We start from the raw sequence: 15,631 nt of genomic DNA, 5'->3' as shown, positions 1-15,631 counted from the left end.
TCTCACTGGGCCGTACATGGAAGACTTGTACGCATGTTGCGCTGGTTGACCGCCGGAGAGTCCCACGGGCCCGAACTCGTCGCCATCCTCGAAGGCCTGCCGGCCGGGGTAGGGGTGACCACGGGCGCCATCGACGAGGCACTGCGCCGCCGCAGGCTCGGTTATGGGCGCGGCGCTCGGATGAAGTTCGAGCAGGACGAGGTGACGATCGCCGGCGGTGTCCGGCACGGGCGCACGATGGGCAGCCCGGTCGCGATCAGGGTCGGCAACACGGAGTGGCCCAAGTGGGAGAAGGTCATGGCGGCCGACCCGGTCGACCCGGCCGAGCTGGAGGGCCTGGCCCGCAACGCCCCCAGGTCCCGCCCCCGTCCCGGGCACGCCGACCTCGCGGGCATGCAGAAGTACGGCTTCGACGACGCCCGTAACGTCCTCGACCGGGCCAGCGCCCGCGAGACGGCGGCGCGGGTGGCGCTGGGCGAGGTCGCCCGGCGGTTCCTGAAGCAGGCGCTCGGCGTCGACATCGTCAGCCACGTCACCGAGATCGGCGGCGCGCGCACCCCGGCCGAGACGCTGCCCGGCCCGGGCGACCTGGCCAGGATCGACGCCGACCCGGTCCGCTGCGCCGACCCCGAGGGCAGCGCCGCGATGGTCGCCGTGATCGACAAGGCGCACAAAGACGGCGACACGCTCGGCGGCGTCGTCGAGGTTCTCGCCTACAACCTGCCGCCCGGCCTGGGCAGCTACACGCACTGGGACCGGCGGCTCGACTCCAGGCTCGCCGGGGCCCTCATGGGCATCCAGGCGATCAAGGGCGTCGCGGTCGGCGACGGCTTCGAGACCGCGCGCAGGCCCGGCTCCCGCGCCCACGACGAGATCGAGTACACCACCGCCGACGGCGTGCGCCGCGTCACCAACCGCGCGGGCGGCCTCGAGGGCGGCATGACCAACGGCGAGATCCTGCGGGTCAGCGCCGCGATGAAGCCGATCTCCACCGTTCCCAGGGCGCTGGCCACGATCGACGTCAAGACCGGCGAGGCCGCCAAGGCCCACCACGAGCGCTCCGACGTGTGCGCGGTCCCGGCGGCGGGCATCGTGGCCGAGGCGATGGTCGCGCTGGTGCTGGCCGACGCGGCGATCGAGAAGTTCGGCGGCGACTCCGTGGAGGAAGTCGCCCGCAACCTGTCCGGCTACCTCTCATCCATGGTGATCAAATGACGGCCAAGGCTGTGCTGATCGGGCCTCCCGGGTCCGGCAAGACCACGCTCGGGCGGCTGCTCGCCGAGCGGCTCGGCGTCGAGTTCCGCGACACCGACGCCGACGTCGAGGCAGTGGCGGGCAAGCCCGTCGCCGACATCTTCGTCGAGGACGGCGAGGCCCGCTTCCGTGAGCTGGAGCACGAGGCGGTGCGCCGCGCCCTGGCCGAGCACGACGGCATCCTGTCCCTCGGCGGCGGCGCCGTCCTGCACGAGGAGACGCAGGCGCTGCTCGCCGGCCACCACGTCGTCTACCTCCAGGTCGGGCTGTCCGACGCGGTGCAGCGGGTCGGGCTCGCCGCGGCCAGGCCGCTGCTGGTGCTCAACCCGCGCAGCCAGCTCAAGAAGCTCATGGAGGAGCGGCGGCCGGTCTACGAGCGGCTGGCCGCGGTGACGGTGGTGACCGACAAGCGTGAGCCGGAGGAGCTCGCCGACGAGATCGTGAGGGGGCTGCCCGCATGACGGCCCCCAGTGAGAGTGCCGCGACGAGGATCCACGTGCGCGGCGACAGCCCGTACGACGTGGTGGTCGGCACCGGCGTGCTGGCCGAGCTGACCACGCTGCTCAAGCCCGGCGTGCGCACCGTCGCCGTGATCGGCCCCGAGACGCTGCCCGAGCTGACCCGCCCGGTCGCCGCCGCGCTGGCGGAGAGCGGCTACGAGGTCGTCGAGCTGCCCGTGCCCGACGGCGAGCAGGCCAAGACCGTCGAGGTGGCCGCGCGCCTCTGGTCCGAGCTGGGCCGCCACGGCGTCACCCGCTCCGACGCCGTGATCGGCGTGGGCGGGGGCGCGACGACGGACCTGGCCGGGTTCGTGGCGGCGACGTGGCTGCGCGGCGTGCAGGTCGTGCTCGTCCCGACGACGCTGCTGGCCATGGTCGACGCCGCGGTCGGCGGCAAGAACGGCATCGACACGCCCGAAGGCAAGAACCTCGTCGGCACCTTCCTGCCGCCCGCCGGCGTCCTGTGCGAGCTGTCCACGCTGGCCAGCATGCCGAAGGCCGACTACGTCGCCGGCCTGGCCGAGATCATCAAGGGCGGCTTCATCGCCGACCCCGAGATCCTGCGCCTCATCGAGGCAGACCCGGAGGCCGCCACCCGCCCCGACGGCCCCCACACGCGCGAGCTGATCGAACGCAAGATCCAGGTCAAGGCCGACGTCGTCGGCGCCGACCTGCGCGAGGCCGGCCTGCGCGAGATCCTCAACTACGGCCACACGCTCGCCCACGCCATCGAACGCGACGAGCACTACGCCATCCGCCACGGCGAGGCCGTCGCCATCGGCATGGTCTACGCCGCCGAGCTGTCCAGGCTGTCCGGCCGCGCCGACGTCGTCGCCCGCACCCGCGCCATCCTCACCAGCGTCGGCCTGCCCATCAGCCACCGCGCCGACGCCTGGCCCCGGCTGCGCGACCACATGCGCCTCGACAAGAAGAACCGCGGCGCCAAGCAGCGCTTCGTCGTCCTCGACGACCTCGCCAGACCCGGCCGCCTCGAAGGCCCCGCGGAAGAGCTGCTCGAAGCCGCCTACAAGGAGATCTCCGCATGATCCTCGTACTCAACGGGCCCAACCTGGGCCGGCTCGGCAAGCGCGAGCCCTCCATCTACGGCGCCGACACCTACGAGGACCTCGTCAACCTCTGCCGCGAGACCGCCGGCAAGCTCGGCCACGACGTCGACGTGCGCCAGACCGACTCCGAGGCCGAGCTGATCGGCTGGATCCACGAAGCCTGCGACGGCGCCATCCCCGTCGTGCTCAACCCCGCCGCCTTCACCCACTACTCCTACGCGCTGCGCGACGCCATCGCCCAGCGCACCGCCCCGCTCATCGAAGTGCACATCTCCAACCCCGCCGCCAGGGAAGAGTTTCGCCATACCTCCGTCGTGGCCGGGGTGGCGACGGGCACCATCGCGGGCTTCGGACTACAGTCGTACGTCCTTGCGCTGCATGCTATTTCGGAGATGAACACCACCTCATGAGGCACTACAAGTCCTTCGTCGCCCTCGGTGACAGCTTCACAGAAGGACTGAACGATCCCGGACCGGACGGGCACTACCGTGGCTGGGCCGACCGGGTGGCCGAGCGGCTCGCCGCCGACGACCCCTCCTTCCGCTACGCCAACCTGGCCGTGCGCGGCAAACTGCTCGACCAGATCGTGGCCGAGCAGGTGCCGCTGGCCGTCGAGATGGCCCCCGACCTGGTCAGCTTCTGCGCCGGCGGCAACGATCTGCTCCGGCCCGGCAGCGACCCCGACGTGATGGCCAAGAAACTCGCCGCCGCCGTCCGCGACCTGCGGCGCGGCGGGGCCGACGTGCTGCTGTTCACCGGCGTCGACCCGCGCGACACGCCCATCATGCGCCGCCTGCGGGGCCGCTTCGCCATCTACTACCTGCACATCCGCTCCATCGCCGACCTGTACGGCTGCCGGCTCGTCGACCAGTGGTCCATGCAGGGCCTGCGCGACTGGCGCGCCTGGAGCCCCGACCGCCTCCACATGAACGAGGACGGGCACCGGCTCGTGGCCGCACGCGTCCTCGACGTGCTCGGGGTGCCGTTCGAGGACTGGCGCAAGGAGTGGCCGCAGCGGGAAGTGGATCCGCGGGCGCGGCGGCGCGAGGACGCGCAGTGGCTGCGCGAGCACCTCGTGCCGTGGGTGGCCCGCCGCCTGCGCGGCGTCTCCTCCGGCGACGGGGTCTCTCCCAAGCGGCCCGATCTCGCCCCTTGGTGATTTTTTCTTCCTTTTTTACGGCAAGGCCCGGTGGGCGCCACCCTGCGCACGTGGCTGAGCGCCTCCAGGGGGACGCTTCTAGACCCGCACGTGGCCGGCCGCCGTAACGGCGCATCCTTGACCGAGTTCCGTGGTCATACCCCTCCCGGGTGCTCGCCGCACCCGTTGCGCCGGCCCGGCCCGTAGGACTCCTCGCCGCACCGGCGCCCGCATGGGGCGGCGGTGCGGCGGGCTGGTTCGGCGGCGCGGTGGTGCGGCTGCCGTTCCCTCCACTACCTGCCGGGCGCGCTGGGCCGGATCGTCGGGTTGCTCGCCGTGCGCGTTGCGCCGAGTCGCGCCATTGGGCTGCTCGCCGTACCGGCGCTTGAAGGGGCCGGTGGTCCGACGCGCGTTGAGAGCGGTCTTGCGCCGTGTCGTGCTCTGCCCCGAATTGCGTCGAGCCGTGCCTCACCAAGCCCTGCCCTGCCCTGGCTCGTCAAGCCGTGAGCCTGCCTCGGGCCGTGCCGTGCGCCGTGCCGTGCACTGCTCCGAGCCGCGTCGGGCTGTAGCCCACCGAGCCGTGTCCTGCCGAGCTGGGCGTCGAGTCGTGCCTTCAGGGCACGTGCCTTTCGAGCGCCGGTGCGGTGGGGCGGTGTGCGGCGCGGTTCGGCGCAAAGTGGGCGGCGAGTGGCGACAAGGTCGTTGTGGCGGAGGGGAAGCGCTTGCGGGTGCCCGCCCACCCAACCCGGCGCGGGTCAGGAGGGGTCGGCGGCGAGGCGTTTCAGGGCGGCTCGGGGAATGGCCGGGTCCATGGTGCGCCAGAACGGGGGGAGCGAGTTCAGCAGGAAGCCGCTGTAGCGGGCCGTGGCGAGGCGGGGGTCGAGGACGGCGATGACGCCCTTGTCGTTCTGGGAGCGCAGGAGGCGGCCGGCGCCCTGGGCGAGGAGGAGGGCGGCGTGGTTGGCGGCCACGGCCATGAAGCCGTTGCCGCCTCTGGCGGCCACGTGGCGCTGGCGGGCGGAGGTGAGGGGGTCGTCGGGGCGGGGGAAGGGGACGCGGTCGATGATGACGAGGCGGAGCGAGGGGCCGGGGACGTCGACGCCCTGCCAGAGGGACAGGGTGCCGAACAGGCAGGTGGGCTCGTCCTCGGCGAACTGCTTGACCAGGAGCATCGTGGAGTCGTCGCCCTGACATAGGAGCGGGACGTCGAGGCGGTCGCGCAGCGCCTCGGTGGCGGCCTTGGCGGCGCGCATGGAGGAGAACAGGCCGAGGGTGCGGCCGCCGGCGGCTTCGATGAGCTCGGCGATCTCGTCGAGGTACTGCTGGGGGAGCCCGTCGCGGCCGGGCTGGGGGAGGTGTTTGGCGACGTACAGGATGCCGGCGCGGGGGTGGTCGAACGGGGAGCCGACGTCGATGCCCTGCCATGTGCCGTCGGCGAGGCCCCATTGCGCGGCCAGCGCGTCGAAGGTGCCGCCGAGCGCGAGCGTGGCGGAGGTGAGCACGACCGTGCGTTCGCCGAACAGCTTGTCGCGCAGCATGCCGCTGACGGTGAGCGGCGCGACCCGCAGGCAGGGCGGGCGGCGGTCGGTGCCGGCGTCGAGCCAGACCACTTCGGCGCGGTCGGCCTCGGAGGCGTGCCCGTAGGCGTCGAGCATGCGCACCGCGGTGTCGTGGACCTCGTCGAGCGCGGTGAAGGCGGCCTTGCGCTGGCCGGCCTTGTCGGGGTCGTCCTTGTCGGCGTTGCGCGGGCCCATGGCGGTGATGCAGCGCCAGGCGGTGTCGCGGATGAGCTGGAGGGTCAGCCCGAGCACCTGGGGCAGCTCGTCGATGCGGCCGGGCGGGGCGGCGGCCAGCAGCGCCTTGAGGTCTTCGCCGGCCTCCATGAGCTGGTCGGCGACGGGCTGGTCGATGAGGCGGCCGACCCGGCGTACGGCGAGCATGACCGAGGCTTCGGACAGCTCGCCGGTGACGACGGAGGTGACGCGGTCGACCAGCTCGTGGGCCTCGTCGACGACGACCACCTCGTGCTCGGGCAGCACGGGCAGGTCGCCCATGGCGTCGATGGCGAGCAGCGCGTGGTTGGTGACGACGACGTCGACCTCGCCGGCTCGTGCCCTGGCCAGCTCGGCGAAGCATTCGGCGCCGCTGGGGCAGCGGTTGGCGCCCAGGCATTCCTGGGCGCTGACGGAGAACTGCCGCCACGCCTGCTCGCTGACGCCCGGCACCAGCTCGTCGCGGTCGCCGGTCTCGGTCTCCTCGGCCCACTCCTGGATGCGCTGCACCATGCGGCCGGTGGCGCTGACCTCGCGCGGGTCGAAGAGCTGGTCCTGCTCGTCCTCCTCGGGCCAGCCGGCGGTCGCCTTGTAGCGGCACAGGTAGTTGCGGCGGCCCTTCAGGATGGCGAACGTCGGCTCGTGCGGCAGCTCCTTGGCCAGCGCCTCGGACAGCCGGGGCAGGTCGCGGTCGACGAGCTGGCGCTGCAGCGCGATGGTGGCGGTGGAGATGACGACGGGGCGCTCGCTGTCCATGGCGTGCCGGATGGAGGGCACGAGGTAGGCGAGGGATTTCCCGGTGCCCGTGCCGGCCTGGACGGCCAGGTGCTCCTCGTCGTCGATGGCCTTCTGTACGGCGCGGACCATGGTGAGCTGGCCCTGCCGTTCGCTCCCGCCGAGAGCGCTGACCGCGATGCTGAGCAGTTCGTCCACTGGTGGGAGATGGGAGTCCGGCACGGCAGTAAACGCTACCCGCATTCCGGGGCCGCCGTGCCGACCCCTGGGCCGGACGTCGGGCCGAACACGGTGTGATCGGCCAGACGCATCCCGGCGTTCCCGGATACTCCCGGCGCGTCGCGTGGCACACTGGGCGATCGGGACTCCAACTGGTCGCCGACGATCCTCACAGGGTGTGACCGGTGGGAGTCCGGGTGTAGATGGGAAGGCCGGTTCCTCTGGGTTTTCCGGGGTTGAGTGGACGAATAAAGGCTGGTTAAAGCAGTATGTCTGCCATGTCGGAAGTTGTCCCGTTGCCGTCGTTCGGCGAAGTCTTCTTCGATGCACGAGGTCAGGAGCGGTGCCTGCGTGTCACGTGGCATGAGGGCACGCTGGTCCTCAGCCTGTGGCGGGGCGAGATGTGCACAGCGAGCTTCCGCATGCCGATGGAGGATGTCGGCCGGCTGCTCGACACCCTCGACGAGGGGTTCGCGGAGGCGACGGGCGAGCAGCCCGCCGTGCCCGCGCACGACCCCGGCACGGAGGTCATGCCGGGCACCGGCACTTACCACCGGCCCCAGCAACACGCACAGCAGCACACGCAGCCGCCGCCGGCGCCGCCGCTCGACGAGCGGCCCACGGCCGCCCTGTCGCCCAACGACGTCCTCGTGGCCAGGGGCCCGGCGCCGCAGGACAAGCTGGTGGCCTCCTACGGCGAGACCACGGCCCCCAGGGACACGGCGCGTGACACCACGCCCGCGTACGGGGAGCCCCGCGCGCCCTTCACCGGCCCCCAGTACGTGGACAGCACGGGCCCGCAGCAGAAGTACACCGGCGACCCCTTCAGCGGCCCGCAGTACACCTCCGACCCGCTGAGCGGCCCCCACTACACGCAGCAGCCCGCCGCCCAGGCCGATCCGTTCACGGGGCCGCAGTACGTCGACGGCAGCGAACCGGTCTACCAGCTGCCGGGGGGCGACCAGCGCAGGCCGTCGCCGCTCAGCACCGACCCGCTCGGCTTCCCCTCGCAGGCGGCCGAGCCGTACCAGGCGGCCCCGCAGCAGCCGTACCAGCAGGACCCGTACCCCTCGGACCCGTACGGGAGCCGGCGCCCCGACACCTATCAGGACACCTACCAGCAGCCCCAGCCCACGCCGAGCGCGGCGGGGCTGGGCACGCCCATGCACGGCATCCCGGGGGCGGGCCGCCGCCGCTCCGCTCCACAGCAGCCGCCCGCTCCGGACTACGGCTCGTACCAGCAGAGCCAGCAGCCGAACCCGGTGGACCCGCTGCTGGCGCTGGGCCGCCAGGAGCAGTACCCGCCACAGGACCAGTACGGCCACCAGGATCAGTACGGTTCTCAGGATCAGTACGGCCAGCAGCCCGACGCGGGCATGTCGCGCCCGTACGTCGGGGACCCCATGTTCTCCACGGGCGAGCGCCTGCGCCCCGAGCAGCCCGACTACCACGAAAGAAGCGACCGCAGGGAGTGGTGATCCCGCACCCCGGCACGCCGGGTACGCTTCCGGCGGGACGATGGAGCTGAGGCGGTCGGCTCGCGATCGCCCGGCTGGGGGCTGGAGGGGCGCCGGTGGATCCGAGCATGGGTTTGCAGTTGCTGCTGCTGGCCGGAGGTGCGGTGGCGGTCGCGGCGGTCGCGCGCCGCAAGGGCTGGCCGGCGCCGCTGTTGCTGGTGGCGGCCGGGCTGCTGGTCTCGCCGATGGTGCCGGCGGTGCCGTTGCAGCCGCAGCTCGTCCTCTACGTGTTCCTGCCCCCGCTGCTCTACTCGGCCGCGCTCGACAGCTCCTACCTGCGCCTGCGTGACGTCAAGCGGGCCGTGGGCCTGCTGTCGGTGGGGCTGGTGCTGTTCACCACGGCCGTGGTCGGGCTGGTCGTCCACCTCCTGCTGCCGGGCCTGCCGCTGGCGCTGGCGTTCGCGCTGGGTGCCATCATCGCGCCGCCCGACGCGGTGGCGGCCGTCGCGGTCGGGCGGCGGCTGGGCCTGCCGCGCCGGTCGCTGACCATCCTCATCGGCGAGAGCCTGTTCAACGACGCCACCGCGCTGACGCTCTACCGGGTGGCCATCGGGGCGGCCGTGGGCGGGGCCGTCGACCTGTGGGAGGGGCTGGGGGAGTTCCTGTTCGCCGCCGCGGTGGGCGTGGCGATCGGGCTGGCGCTGGCGTTCGTCTTCGCCTGGATCTTCCAGCACACCCGTGACTCGCTGGTCGAGAACACGCTGATGCTGCTGATCCCGTTCGCGGCCTACCTGGCGGCGGAGAGCGTGCACGCGTCGGGCGTGATCGCGGTCGTGATCGTGGGCCTCTATCTGGGCAACCGCATGCATCTGCGCGGGTTCGGCACGCGGCTGGTGTCCGACGCGGTGTGGAAGGTGACCGACTTCTTCCTCGAGGCGATCGTGTTCGCGCTCATCGGGCTGCAGCTCGTCACCGTGATCGAGGGCATCACCGGCTACAGCGCGTGGGCGGTGGCGGGTTACGCGGCGGCGGTGCTGGCGGTGACGATCGTCAGCAGGTTCGTGTGGGTGTTCACGGTCACGTCGGTGATCAAAGTGTTGCACAAGGGCACCGGGCCGTCGGCGGGGGAGACCGTGATCCTCGGCTGGGCGGGCATGCGGGGCGTGGTGTCGCTGGCGGCGGCGTTCTCGATCTCGGGGGTGGCCGAGCGCGACCGGGCGCTGCTGCTGTTCCTGACGTTCACGACCGTGATCGGCACGCTGCTCATCCAGGGCACCACGTTCCCCATGCTGATCAGGCGGCTGGGCGTGTCGAGCGAGCAGGAGCAGTACGAAGACCGGCTGGCCGAGGCGGCCGCGCAGCAGGCGGCGCTGGAGTCGGGCCTGGCGGAGCTGGAGCGGCTGGTCGGCGAGCTCGACGGCGAGCCCGACGAGATCCAGCGGCAGGTCATCGACCAGCTCAGGGAGAAGTCGTGGCGCCGCTCGCTGACGGCGTGGGAGCGCCTGGGCGGCGGCACGGGCGCGGGCGGGGCCGAGACGCCCAGCGCTCTCTACCGCCGCCTGCGGCGCGACATGCTGCAGGCCGAGCGGCAGGTGTTCGTGCGGCTGCGTGACGAGCGCCGCCTCGACGACGAGGTGCTGCGCGAGGTGATGGCGCAGCTCGACTTCGAGGAGGCGATCCTCGAACGGTGACGGTCAGCCCATCTGGCTGTCGACGAAGCACCAGCGCCAGCTCTCGCCGGGCTCGAACGACTGCATGACGGGGTGACCCGTCTCGTGGAAGTGCCCCGTGGCGTGCTTGGACGGGGAGGAGTCGCAGCACCCGATGTGGCCGCACTCCAGGCAGCGCCGCAGGTGCACCCAGCGGCCACCGGAGGCCAGGCACTCCTCGCAGCCCTCCGGCGTCTTGGCGGCGGGGTCGTCGGCCTTGGAAAGATGCTCACAAATTGCCATACCAGGAATCCTAGGCGCACCCTGCCGTGCGAAATCCGGCCGGGCCTCTTGTCGGTCGCTGAGCAAGCGTGGACATTGGCCTCAGCGGGGGAGTGACACAGGCCACACCGAGGCGGGGAGCCGAGCGTGCTGGAGGTCCGCAACCTCGAGGTCGTCTACGACGACGTGATGCTCGTGCTGCGCGGCGTGAGCCTGCGCGTGCCGCCCGGCTCCATCGTGGCGCTGCTCGGCGCGAACGGCGCCGGCAAGACCACGCTGCTGCGGGCCGTCTCCGGGTTGCTCGGCGTGCACGACGGCGAGATCACCAAGGGCGAGGTCACGCTGGAGGGCGAGCCGATCCACCGCCTGCGGCCCGCCCAGATCGTCCGGCGCGGCGTCAGCCAGGTGATGGAGGGCCGCCGCATCCTGGCCGAGCTGACCGTCGAGGAGAACCTCAAGGTCGGCGGCCACACCGCCGCCCGCTCCCACCTCGACCGCGTCTACGGGTTGTTCCCGGTGCTGCGCGAGCGGCGCAGGAGCGTGTCGGGCTACCTGTCGGGCGGCGAGCAGCAGTTGCTGGCCGTCGGCCGCGCCCTCATGGCGGGCCCGAAGTACCTGCTGCTGGACGAGCCCAGCCTGGGCCTGGCGCCGTCGCTGGTCGGGCAGGTGCGCGACCTCATCGTGGAGATCAACCGCCAGGGCACCACGGTCCTGCTGGTCGAGCAGAACGCCACGATGGCCCTGTCCATCGCCGCGCACGGCTACGTCATGGAGACCGGGAAGATCGTGATGGACAAGCCGTCGCGCGACCTGCTCGCCGATGAGGACATCAAGGAGTTCTACCTGGGGGCCGTCCGCTCCTTCCGCGAGGTCAAGCACTACAAGCGGAGAAAAAGATGGCTCTCCTGACGTTCGAGGACGTGCACCTGAGCTTCGCCGGGGTCAAGGCCGTCGACGGGGTCTCCTTCGAGGTGCGGCAGGCGGAGCTGCTGGCCGTCATCGGGCCGAACGGCGCCGGCAAGACCTCGATCTTCAACGTCCTGTCGGGCGTCTACCGGCCGCAGCGCGGGCGGGTCACCTTCCTCGGCGAGGACCTGCTGGCCCGCCGCCCGTACGAGATCGCGGCCATGGGGCTGGCGCGCACGTTCCAGAACGTGGAGCTCTTCCACAACCTGACCGTCCTCGACAACCTCATGCTCGGCCGCCACCACCACTTCCGCTACGGCGCGCTGTCCGCGCTCGTCTGGTACGGCCGGGCCCGGCGGGCCGAGCTGGCCGCGCGCGCGAAGGTGGAGGAGATCATCGACTTCCTGGAGCTGGAGGCGTGGCGCCGCCATCCGGTGCGGCTGCTGCCGTACGGGATCCAGAAGCGGGTGGAGCTGGGGCGGGCGCTGGCCATGGAGCCCCGGCTGCTCCTGCTGGACGAGCCCGTGGCCGGCATGAACCTGGAGGAGACCGAGGACACGGCCAGGTTCGTGCTGGACATCCGGGACGAGCTGGGCATTCCCGTCGTGCTCGTGGACCACGACATGGGCCTGGTCATGGACCTGGCCGACCGGGTGCTCGTGCTCGACTTCGGCCGCCCGGTCGCGCTCGGCAGCCCGGCCGAGGTGCAGCGGGATCCCGCGGTCATCGAGGCGTACCTGGGAGGGACGGCATGACCACCGGCACCATGTCCAGGACGACCGCCACCATCGTGACCCGGGTGCGCGAGCGGGCCAGGAGCGCTCCCGGGGCCGTCGCCCTGCGGCACAAGGACCTCGGCATCTGGCAGGAGGTGACCTGGGCCGCGTACTGGACGCAGGTCGAGCTGGTCGCCCACGCCCTGCTCGCGCTCGGCGTCGAGCCGGGCGACCGGGTGGCCGTGCACTCCGAGAACCGCCCGGAATGGCTCTACGCCGACCTCGGCACCGTCGCCGTCCGCGGCATCACGGTCGGCCTCTACCCGACGAACCCGCCCGCCGAGGTCGCCTACCTGCTGGCCGACTCGGGCGCCAAGCTGCTCGTCGCCGAGGACCAGGAGCAGGTGGACAAGGCGCTGTCCGTGCTCGGCGACTGCCCTGACCTGCGGCGCATCGTCTACCTGGAGCCGCGCGGCATCCGCGGGCGCTACGACGACGACGTGCTGATGTCCTGGCCGGAGCTGCTCGCGCTCGGGGCCGCGCACCGCACCGAGCATCCCGGGGCGGTGGAACGCCGGATGGCGGAGGCGGAGCCGGACGACGTGATGACGCTCATCTACACCTCCGGCACGACCGGGCCGCCCAAAGGGGTGATGCTCACCGTCGCGAACGTCGAGTTCGCCGTGCGCACGCTGGTCGAGGGCGGTGGCTTCACCGCGCCGCCGCCCTCGGAGCGCGATCTCGCGCTGTCGTACCTGCCGCTGTGCCACGTGGCCGAGCGGGCGTTCACCGTGTGGTTCAACGCGGCGGCCGGCGTGCAGGTGAACTTCGCCGAGTCCATCGACACCGTCCCCGCCAACCTGCGCGAGGTGCAGCCGACGATCCTGTTCGGGGTGCCGCGCATCTGGGAGAAGGTGCTCGCGCAGGTGGACATCAGGGTGGAGTCGGCCTCGCCGGTGAAGCGGGCGCTGACCAGGCTCTGGCTGCGGGTGGCCGACCGCATCGGCGACACGCTCGTACGCACCGGCGGCCGGCACACGCTCGGGACGCGGGCGGCGTACGCGATGGGCTGGGTGCTCTGCTACCGCGCGCTGCGCGAGCGGCTCGGCATGCGGCGGGTGCGTTACGCCGCCTCCGGCGCCGCGCCGATCGCGCCGGACGTGCTCAAGTTCTACATGGGGATCGGCGTGCCCATGCACGAGGTGTACGGCATGAGCGAGAACACCGCCGTCGCCACCGCCAACCGCCCCGGACGGGTGCGCCTGGGCACGGTCGGCGAGCCGCACCCCGGCATCGAGCTGAAGATCGACGAGGCCACCGGCGAGATCCTGACCCGGCACCCGGGCAACTTCGCCGGCTACTGGCGCAACCCGCGCGCCACCGCCGACGTGCTCGACGAGGACGGCTGGCTGCACACCGGCGACGTCGGCGAGTGGGTCGAGGGCACGCACGTGCGGATCACCGACCGGATGAAGGACATCATCATCACGGCCGGCGGCAAGAACATCGCGCCCAGCGAGATCGAGAACGCGCTCAAGGCTTCCCCGTACGTCAAGGAGGCCGTGGTCGTCGGGGACCAGCGGCCGTACCTCGTGGCGTTGATCGGGATCGAGCCGGACACGGTGGGGGAGTGGGCGCGGCGGCGCGGCCTGCCGTACACCACTTATCGGGATTTGTCGGAAAAGCCGCAGGTGCGGGAGCTGGTCCAGGAGATCGTGAACGGCGTGAACGAGCGGTTCGCGTCCGTGGAGCAGGTCAAGCGGTTCGCGTTCCTGCCCAAGGAGCTCGACCACGAGGACGGCGAGCTGACCGCCACCCAGAAGGTCAAGCGCTCCGCCGTCGCCAAGCTCTTCGAGGACCTGGTCGAAGGGATGTACGCCCGGTGAAGGGGCTGCTGGAGACCCTCATCAGGGGGCTGGGCAACGGCTCGGTGTACGCGCTGCTCGCGCTCGGCTTCGTGATCATCTACAAGGCGACGCGGGTGATCAGCTTCGCCCAGCCCGCCCTCATGCTCGCCGGCGGCGTCGCGGTCAGCCACCTGACCGGCGTGACCGGGTTCTACCCCGCCGTGCTGCTGTCGGCGCTGCTCATCGCGGGCGTGGCGCTCGCGGTCGAACGGGTGGCGATCAGGCCGATGGTGGGCCGCCCCGTCTTCGTCGTGGCGATCATCACGCTCGGGATCGACGTCGTGGTCCGGGTGGTCGTCAACGCCTTCATCGGCAGGGACGTGCGGCAGGTCGGCGACCCGTGGGGGTTCACGCAGGTGTCGATCGGGCCGCTCGTCGTGCAGACGCGCTGGCTGGCCATGATGGCGGCCACCGCCGTGCTGGTGGGGTTGCTGTTCGCGTTCTTCCGCCACACCCGCTACGGGCTGGCCATGCGGGCGGCGGCCTTCGACCAGGAGACCGCGCTCGCTCAAGGCGTGTCCGTGGGGGCGGTGTTCGCGCTGTCGTGGGGGCTGGCCGGGTTCCTCGCCGCGGTCGCCGGGATGTTCGTCGGCACCGGGCAGGGCATCGAGCAGATGACGTGGGTCGTCGCGCTGAAGGCGCTGCCGGCGATCATCGTGGGCGGGCTCGACTCGCTCGGCGGCGCCGTGGCCGGCGGGCTCGTCGTCGGCGTGGTGGAGTCGCTGTTCCAGTCGTACCAGGGGGAGTACGCGCCCTGGCTGGGGCAGAACTTCGCGGTCGTGTCGCCGTACGTCGTCATGCTGGTCGTGCTGCTGGTCCGGCCGTACGGGCTGTTCGGGACGCGGGAGGTCGAGCGGGTATGACCAGGGCCGCGCCCGACATACCGGCCGGACGGTCCCGCAGGGTGCGCGGCCGGCCCCTGCTCTACACCTCCTACACGCAGGACATGGCGCTGCTCGACACCCCCGCCAAGAAGGCGGGGACGGCGGTGCTCGTGCTGCTGGCCTTCGCGCTGGCCGTGCTGCTGCAGGACCGGTCGCTCGAAGTGCTCGCCGGGGCGTACGCGCTGGCCATCGGGGCCATCGGGCTCAACCTCGTCACGGGGTACGCCGGGCAGGTCTCCCTCGGGCACGCCTTCTTCGTCGCGATCGGCGCGTACACGGCCGCCGCCCTGTCCGGCCCGCCCGGCGGCGACACCCTCGGCTACGGCCTGGCCGAGCTGTGGATCTGGCTGCCCGCCGCCGGCCTCGCCGCCGCCGCGGCCGGCGTGCTCGTCGCGCCGCTCGCCACCCGGCTGCGCGGCCTCTACCTCGCCGTCGTCACCCTCGGGCTGGTCTTCCTCGGCGAGCACGTCTTCAAGGAATGGGACGAGCTGACCGGCGGGCCCGGAGTCGGCAGGGAAGCGGCCGTGCCGCAGCTCCTCGGCGTACGGCTCGACCAGGACGGGCCGCTCGGCACCAAGGAACAGCTCCTCTACACCCTCATGCTCACCCTGCTCATCGTCTTCGCCGTCGCCGCCCGCAACCTCGCCCGCTCCCGCGTCGGCCGCGCCTTCGCCGCCATCCGCGACCGCGACATCGCCGCCGCCGTCATCGGCGTGCCCCTGACCCGCTACAAGGTGCTCGCCTTCGGCATCTCCTCCTTCTACGCGGGATGCGCGGGCGGGCTGCTCTACACCATCTCCGGGTACGTCGAGCCCGGGTCGTTCAACCTCCTGCTGTCGGTGCAGTTCATCGCCATGGTGCTGATCGGCGGGGTGGCCACCGTGTCCGGATCCATCGCCGGGGCGCTGTTCATCTCCCTGCTGCAGCCCGTCACCAGGTCGTTGCCCGCGCTGGTGCCGTTCATCAGCGCCGACACCACCAGGACGCCCAACGTCTTCCAGGTCGAGACCGTTCTCTACGGGCTGCTGATCGTGCTCTTCCTGATCTTCGAGCCTCGGGGCCTGTACGGCTTGTGGATCCGGGTGCGGAACTACTGGAAGGCGTGGCCTTTCTCGTACTAGCCCTGTATAGCCCTGTATAGGAGG

At 71.8% G+C, this 15,631-nt stretch carries 14 protein-coding genes; 12 read left to right on the top strand and 2 right to left on the bottom strand.

Annotated elements, in window-relative coordinates; genetic code table 11:
- Window positions 1–33 precede the first annotated feature (33 nt).
- From aroC to HCN51_RS07025, 5 genes are read left to right on the top strand one after another with little or no spacing between them, the layout of a single operon-like run.
- Window positions 34–1,215, top strand: a complete 1,182-nt coding sequence (aroC, locus tag HCN51_RS07045) for a chorismate synthase (protein WP_168007924.1) — start codon at window positions 34–36, stop codon at window positions 1,213–1,215.
- A complete protein-coding gene (locus HCN51_RS07040; protein ID WP_168007922.1) occupies window positions 1,212–1,715 on the top strand; it encodes a shikimate kinase in 504 nt (167 codons plus the stop codon). The genes aroC and HCN51_RS07040 overlap by 4 nt, the downstream gene beginning before the upstream one ends.
- Window positions 1,712–2,800, top strand: coding sequence for a 3-dehydroquinate synthase (gene aroB, locus HCN51_RS07035; protein ID WP_168007920.1), 1,089 nt, complete (start codon window positions 1,712–1,714; stop codon window positions 2,798–2,800). The genes HCN51_RS07040 and aroB overlap by 4 nt, the downstream gene beginning before the upstream one ends.
- The gene (gene aroQ / locus HCN51_RS07030) at window positions 2,797–3,231 is read left to right on the top strand and encodes a type II 3-dehydroquinate dehydratase (RefSeq protein WP_080036465.1); all 435 of its coding nucleotides are present in this window, start codon (window positions 2,797–2,799) and stop codon (window positions 3,229–3,231) included. Before aroB ends, aroQ begins: the two co-directional genes overlap by 4 nt.
- Window positions 3,228–3,980, top strand: a complete 753-nt coding sequence (locus HCN51_RS07025) for an SGNH/GDSL hydrolase family protein (protein ID WP_080036466.1) — start codon at window positions 3,228–3,230, stop codon at window positions 3,978–3,980. The genes aroQ and HCN51_RS07025 overlap by 4 nt, the downstream gene beginning before the upstream one ends.
- A 734-nt stretch (window positions 3,981–4,714) precedes the next feature.
- Here HCN51_RS07025 and HCN51_RS07020 read toward each other — a convergent pair.
- Window positions 4,715–6,709: an ATP-dependent DNA helicase gene (locus HCN51_RS07020; RefSeq protein WP_168007918.1), complete on the bottom strand. Its 1,995-nt coding sequence runs from the start codon at window positions 6,707–6,709 to the stop codon at window positions 4,715–4,717.
- A gap of 254 nt (window positions 6,710–6,963) precedes the next feature.
- On the opposite strand from HCN51_RS07020, the gene HCN51_RS07015 reads away from it, so the two are divergent.
- Both HCN51_RS07015 and HCN51_RS07010 read left to right on the top strand, forming a co-directional pair.
- Window positions 6,964–8,163, top strand: a complete 1,200-nt coding sequence (locus tag HCN51_RS07015) for a hypothetical protein (protein ID WP_168007916.1) — start codon at window positions 6,964–6,966, stop codon at window positions 8,161–8,163.
- 107 nt (window positions 8,164–8,270) lie between these two features.
- Complete coding sequence (locus tag HCN51_RS07010) at window positions 8,271–9,833, top strand: Na+/H+ antiporter (protein ID WP_080036469.1); 1,563 nt, start codon at window positions 8,271–8,273, stop codon at window positions 9,831–9,833.
- A gap of 3 nt (window positions 9,834–9,836) precedes the next feature.
- Here the strand turns inward: HCN51_RS07010 and HCN51_RS07005 are convergent, their stop codons facing one another.
- Complete coding sequence (locus tag HCN51_RS07005; protein WP_168007914.1) at window positions 9,837–10,094, bottom strand: ubiquitin carboxyl-terminal hydrolase 14; 258 nt, start codon at window positions 10,092–10,094, stop codon at window positions 9,837–9,839.
- Between the two features lie 126 nt (window positions 10,095–10,220).
- Here HCN51_RS07005 and HCN51_RS07000 point away from each other — a divergent pair, with 126 nt between their 5' ends.
- Genes HCN51_RS07000 through HCN51_RS06980 form a run of 5 tightly spaced genes read left to right on the top strand, consistent with a single transcriptional unit; the run spans window position 10,221 to window position 15,607 of the window.
- On the top strand, window positions 10,221–10,982 hold the full coding sequence (locus HCN51_RS07000) for an ATP-binding cassette domain-containing protein (protein ID WP_168007912.1): 762 nt from the start codon (window positions 10,221–10,223) through the stop codon (window positions 10,980–10,982).
- Window positions 10,970–11,734 carry an ABC transporter ATP-binding protein gene (locus tag HCN51_RS06995; RefSeq protein WP_080036472.1) on the top strand — a complete coding sequence of 255 codons (765 nt, stop codon included), beginning with the start codon at window positions 10,970–10,972 and terminating at the stop codon, window positions 11,732–11,734. Before HCN51_RS07000 ends, HCN51_RS06995 begins: the two co-directional genes overlap by 13 nt.
- The gene (locus HCN51_RS06990; protein ID WP_206066638.1) at window positions 11,731–13,581 is read left to right on the top strand and encodes an AMP-dependent synthetase/ligase; all 1,851 of its coding nucleotides are present in this window, start codon (window positions 11,731–11,733) and stop codon (window positions 13,579–13,581) included. The genes HCN51_RS06995 and HCN51_RS06990 overlap by 4 nt, the downstream gene beginning before the upstream one ends.
- Complete coding sequence (locus HCN51_RS06985; protein WP_168007910.1) at window positions 13,578–14,465, top strand: ABC transporter permease subunit; 888 nt, start codon at window positions 13,578–13,580, stop codon at window positions 14,463–14,465. Before HCN51_RS06990 ends, HCN51_RS06985 begins: the two co-directional genes overlap by 4 nt.
- On the top strand, window positions 14,462–15,607 hold the full coding sequence (locus HCN51_RS06980; protein WP_206066637.1) for a branched-chain amino acid ABC transporter permease: 1,146 nt from the start codon (window positions 14,462–14,464) through the stop codon (window positions 15,605–15,607). Before HCN51_RS06985 ends, HCN51_RS06980 begins: the two co-directional genes overlap by 4 nt.
- Window positions 15,608–15,631 lie beyond the last annotated feature (24 nt).

It is taken from the genome of Nonomuraea composti, from assembly GCF_012034275.1.
Taxonomy (GTDB): domain Bacteria; phylum Actinomycetota; class Actinomycetes; order Streptosporangiales; family Streptosporangiaceae; genus Nonomuraea; species Nonomuraea composti.
This window is presented reverse-complemented; position numbering and strand designations above follow the sequence as displayed.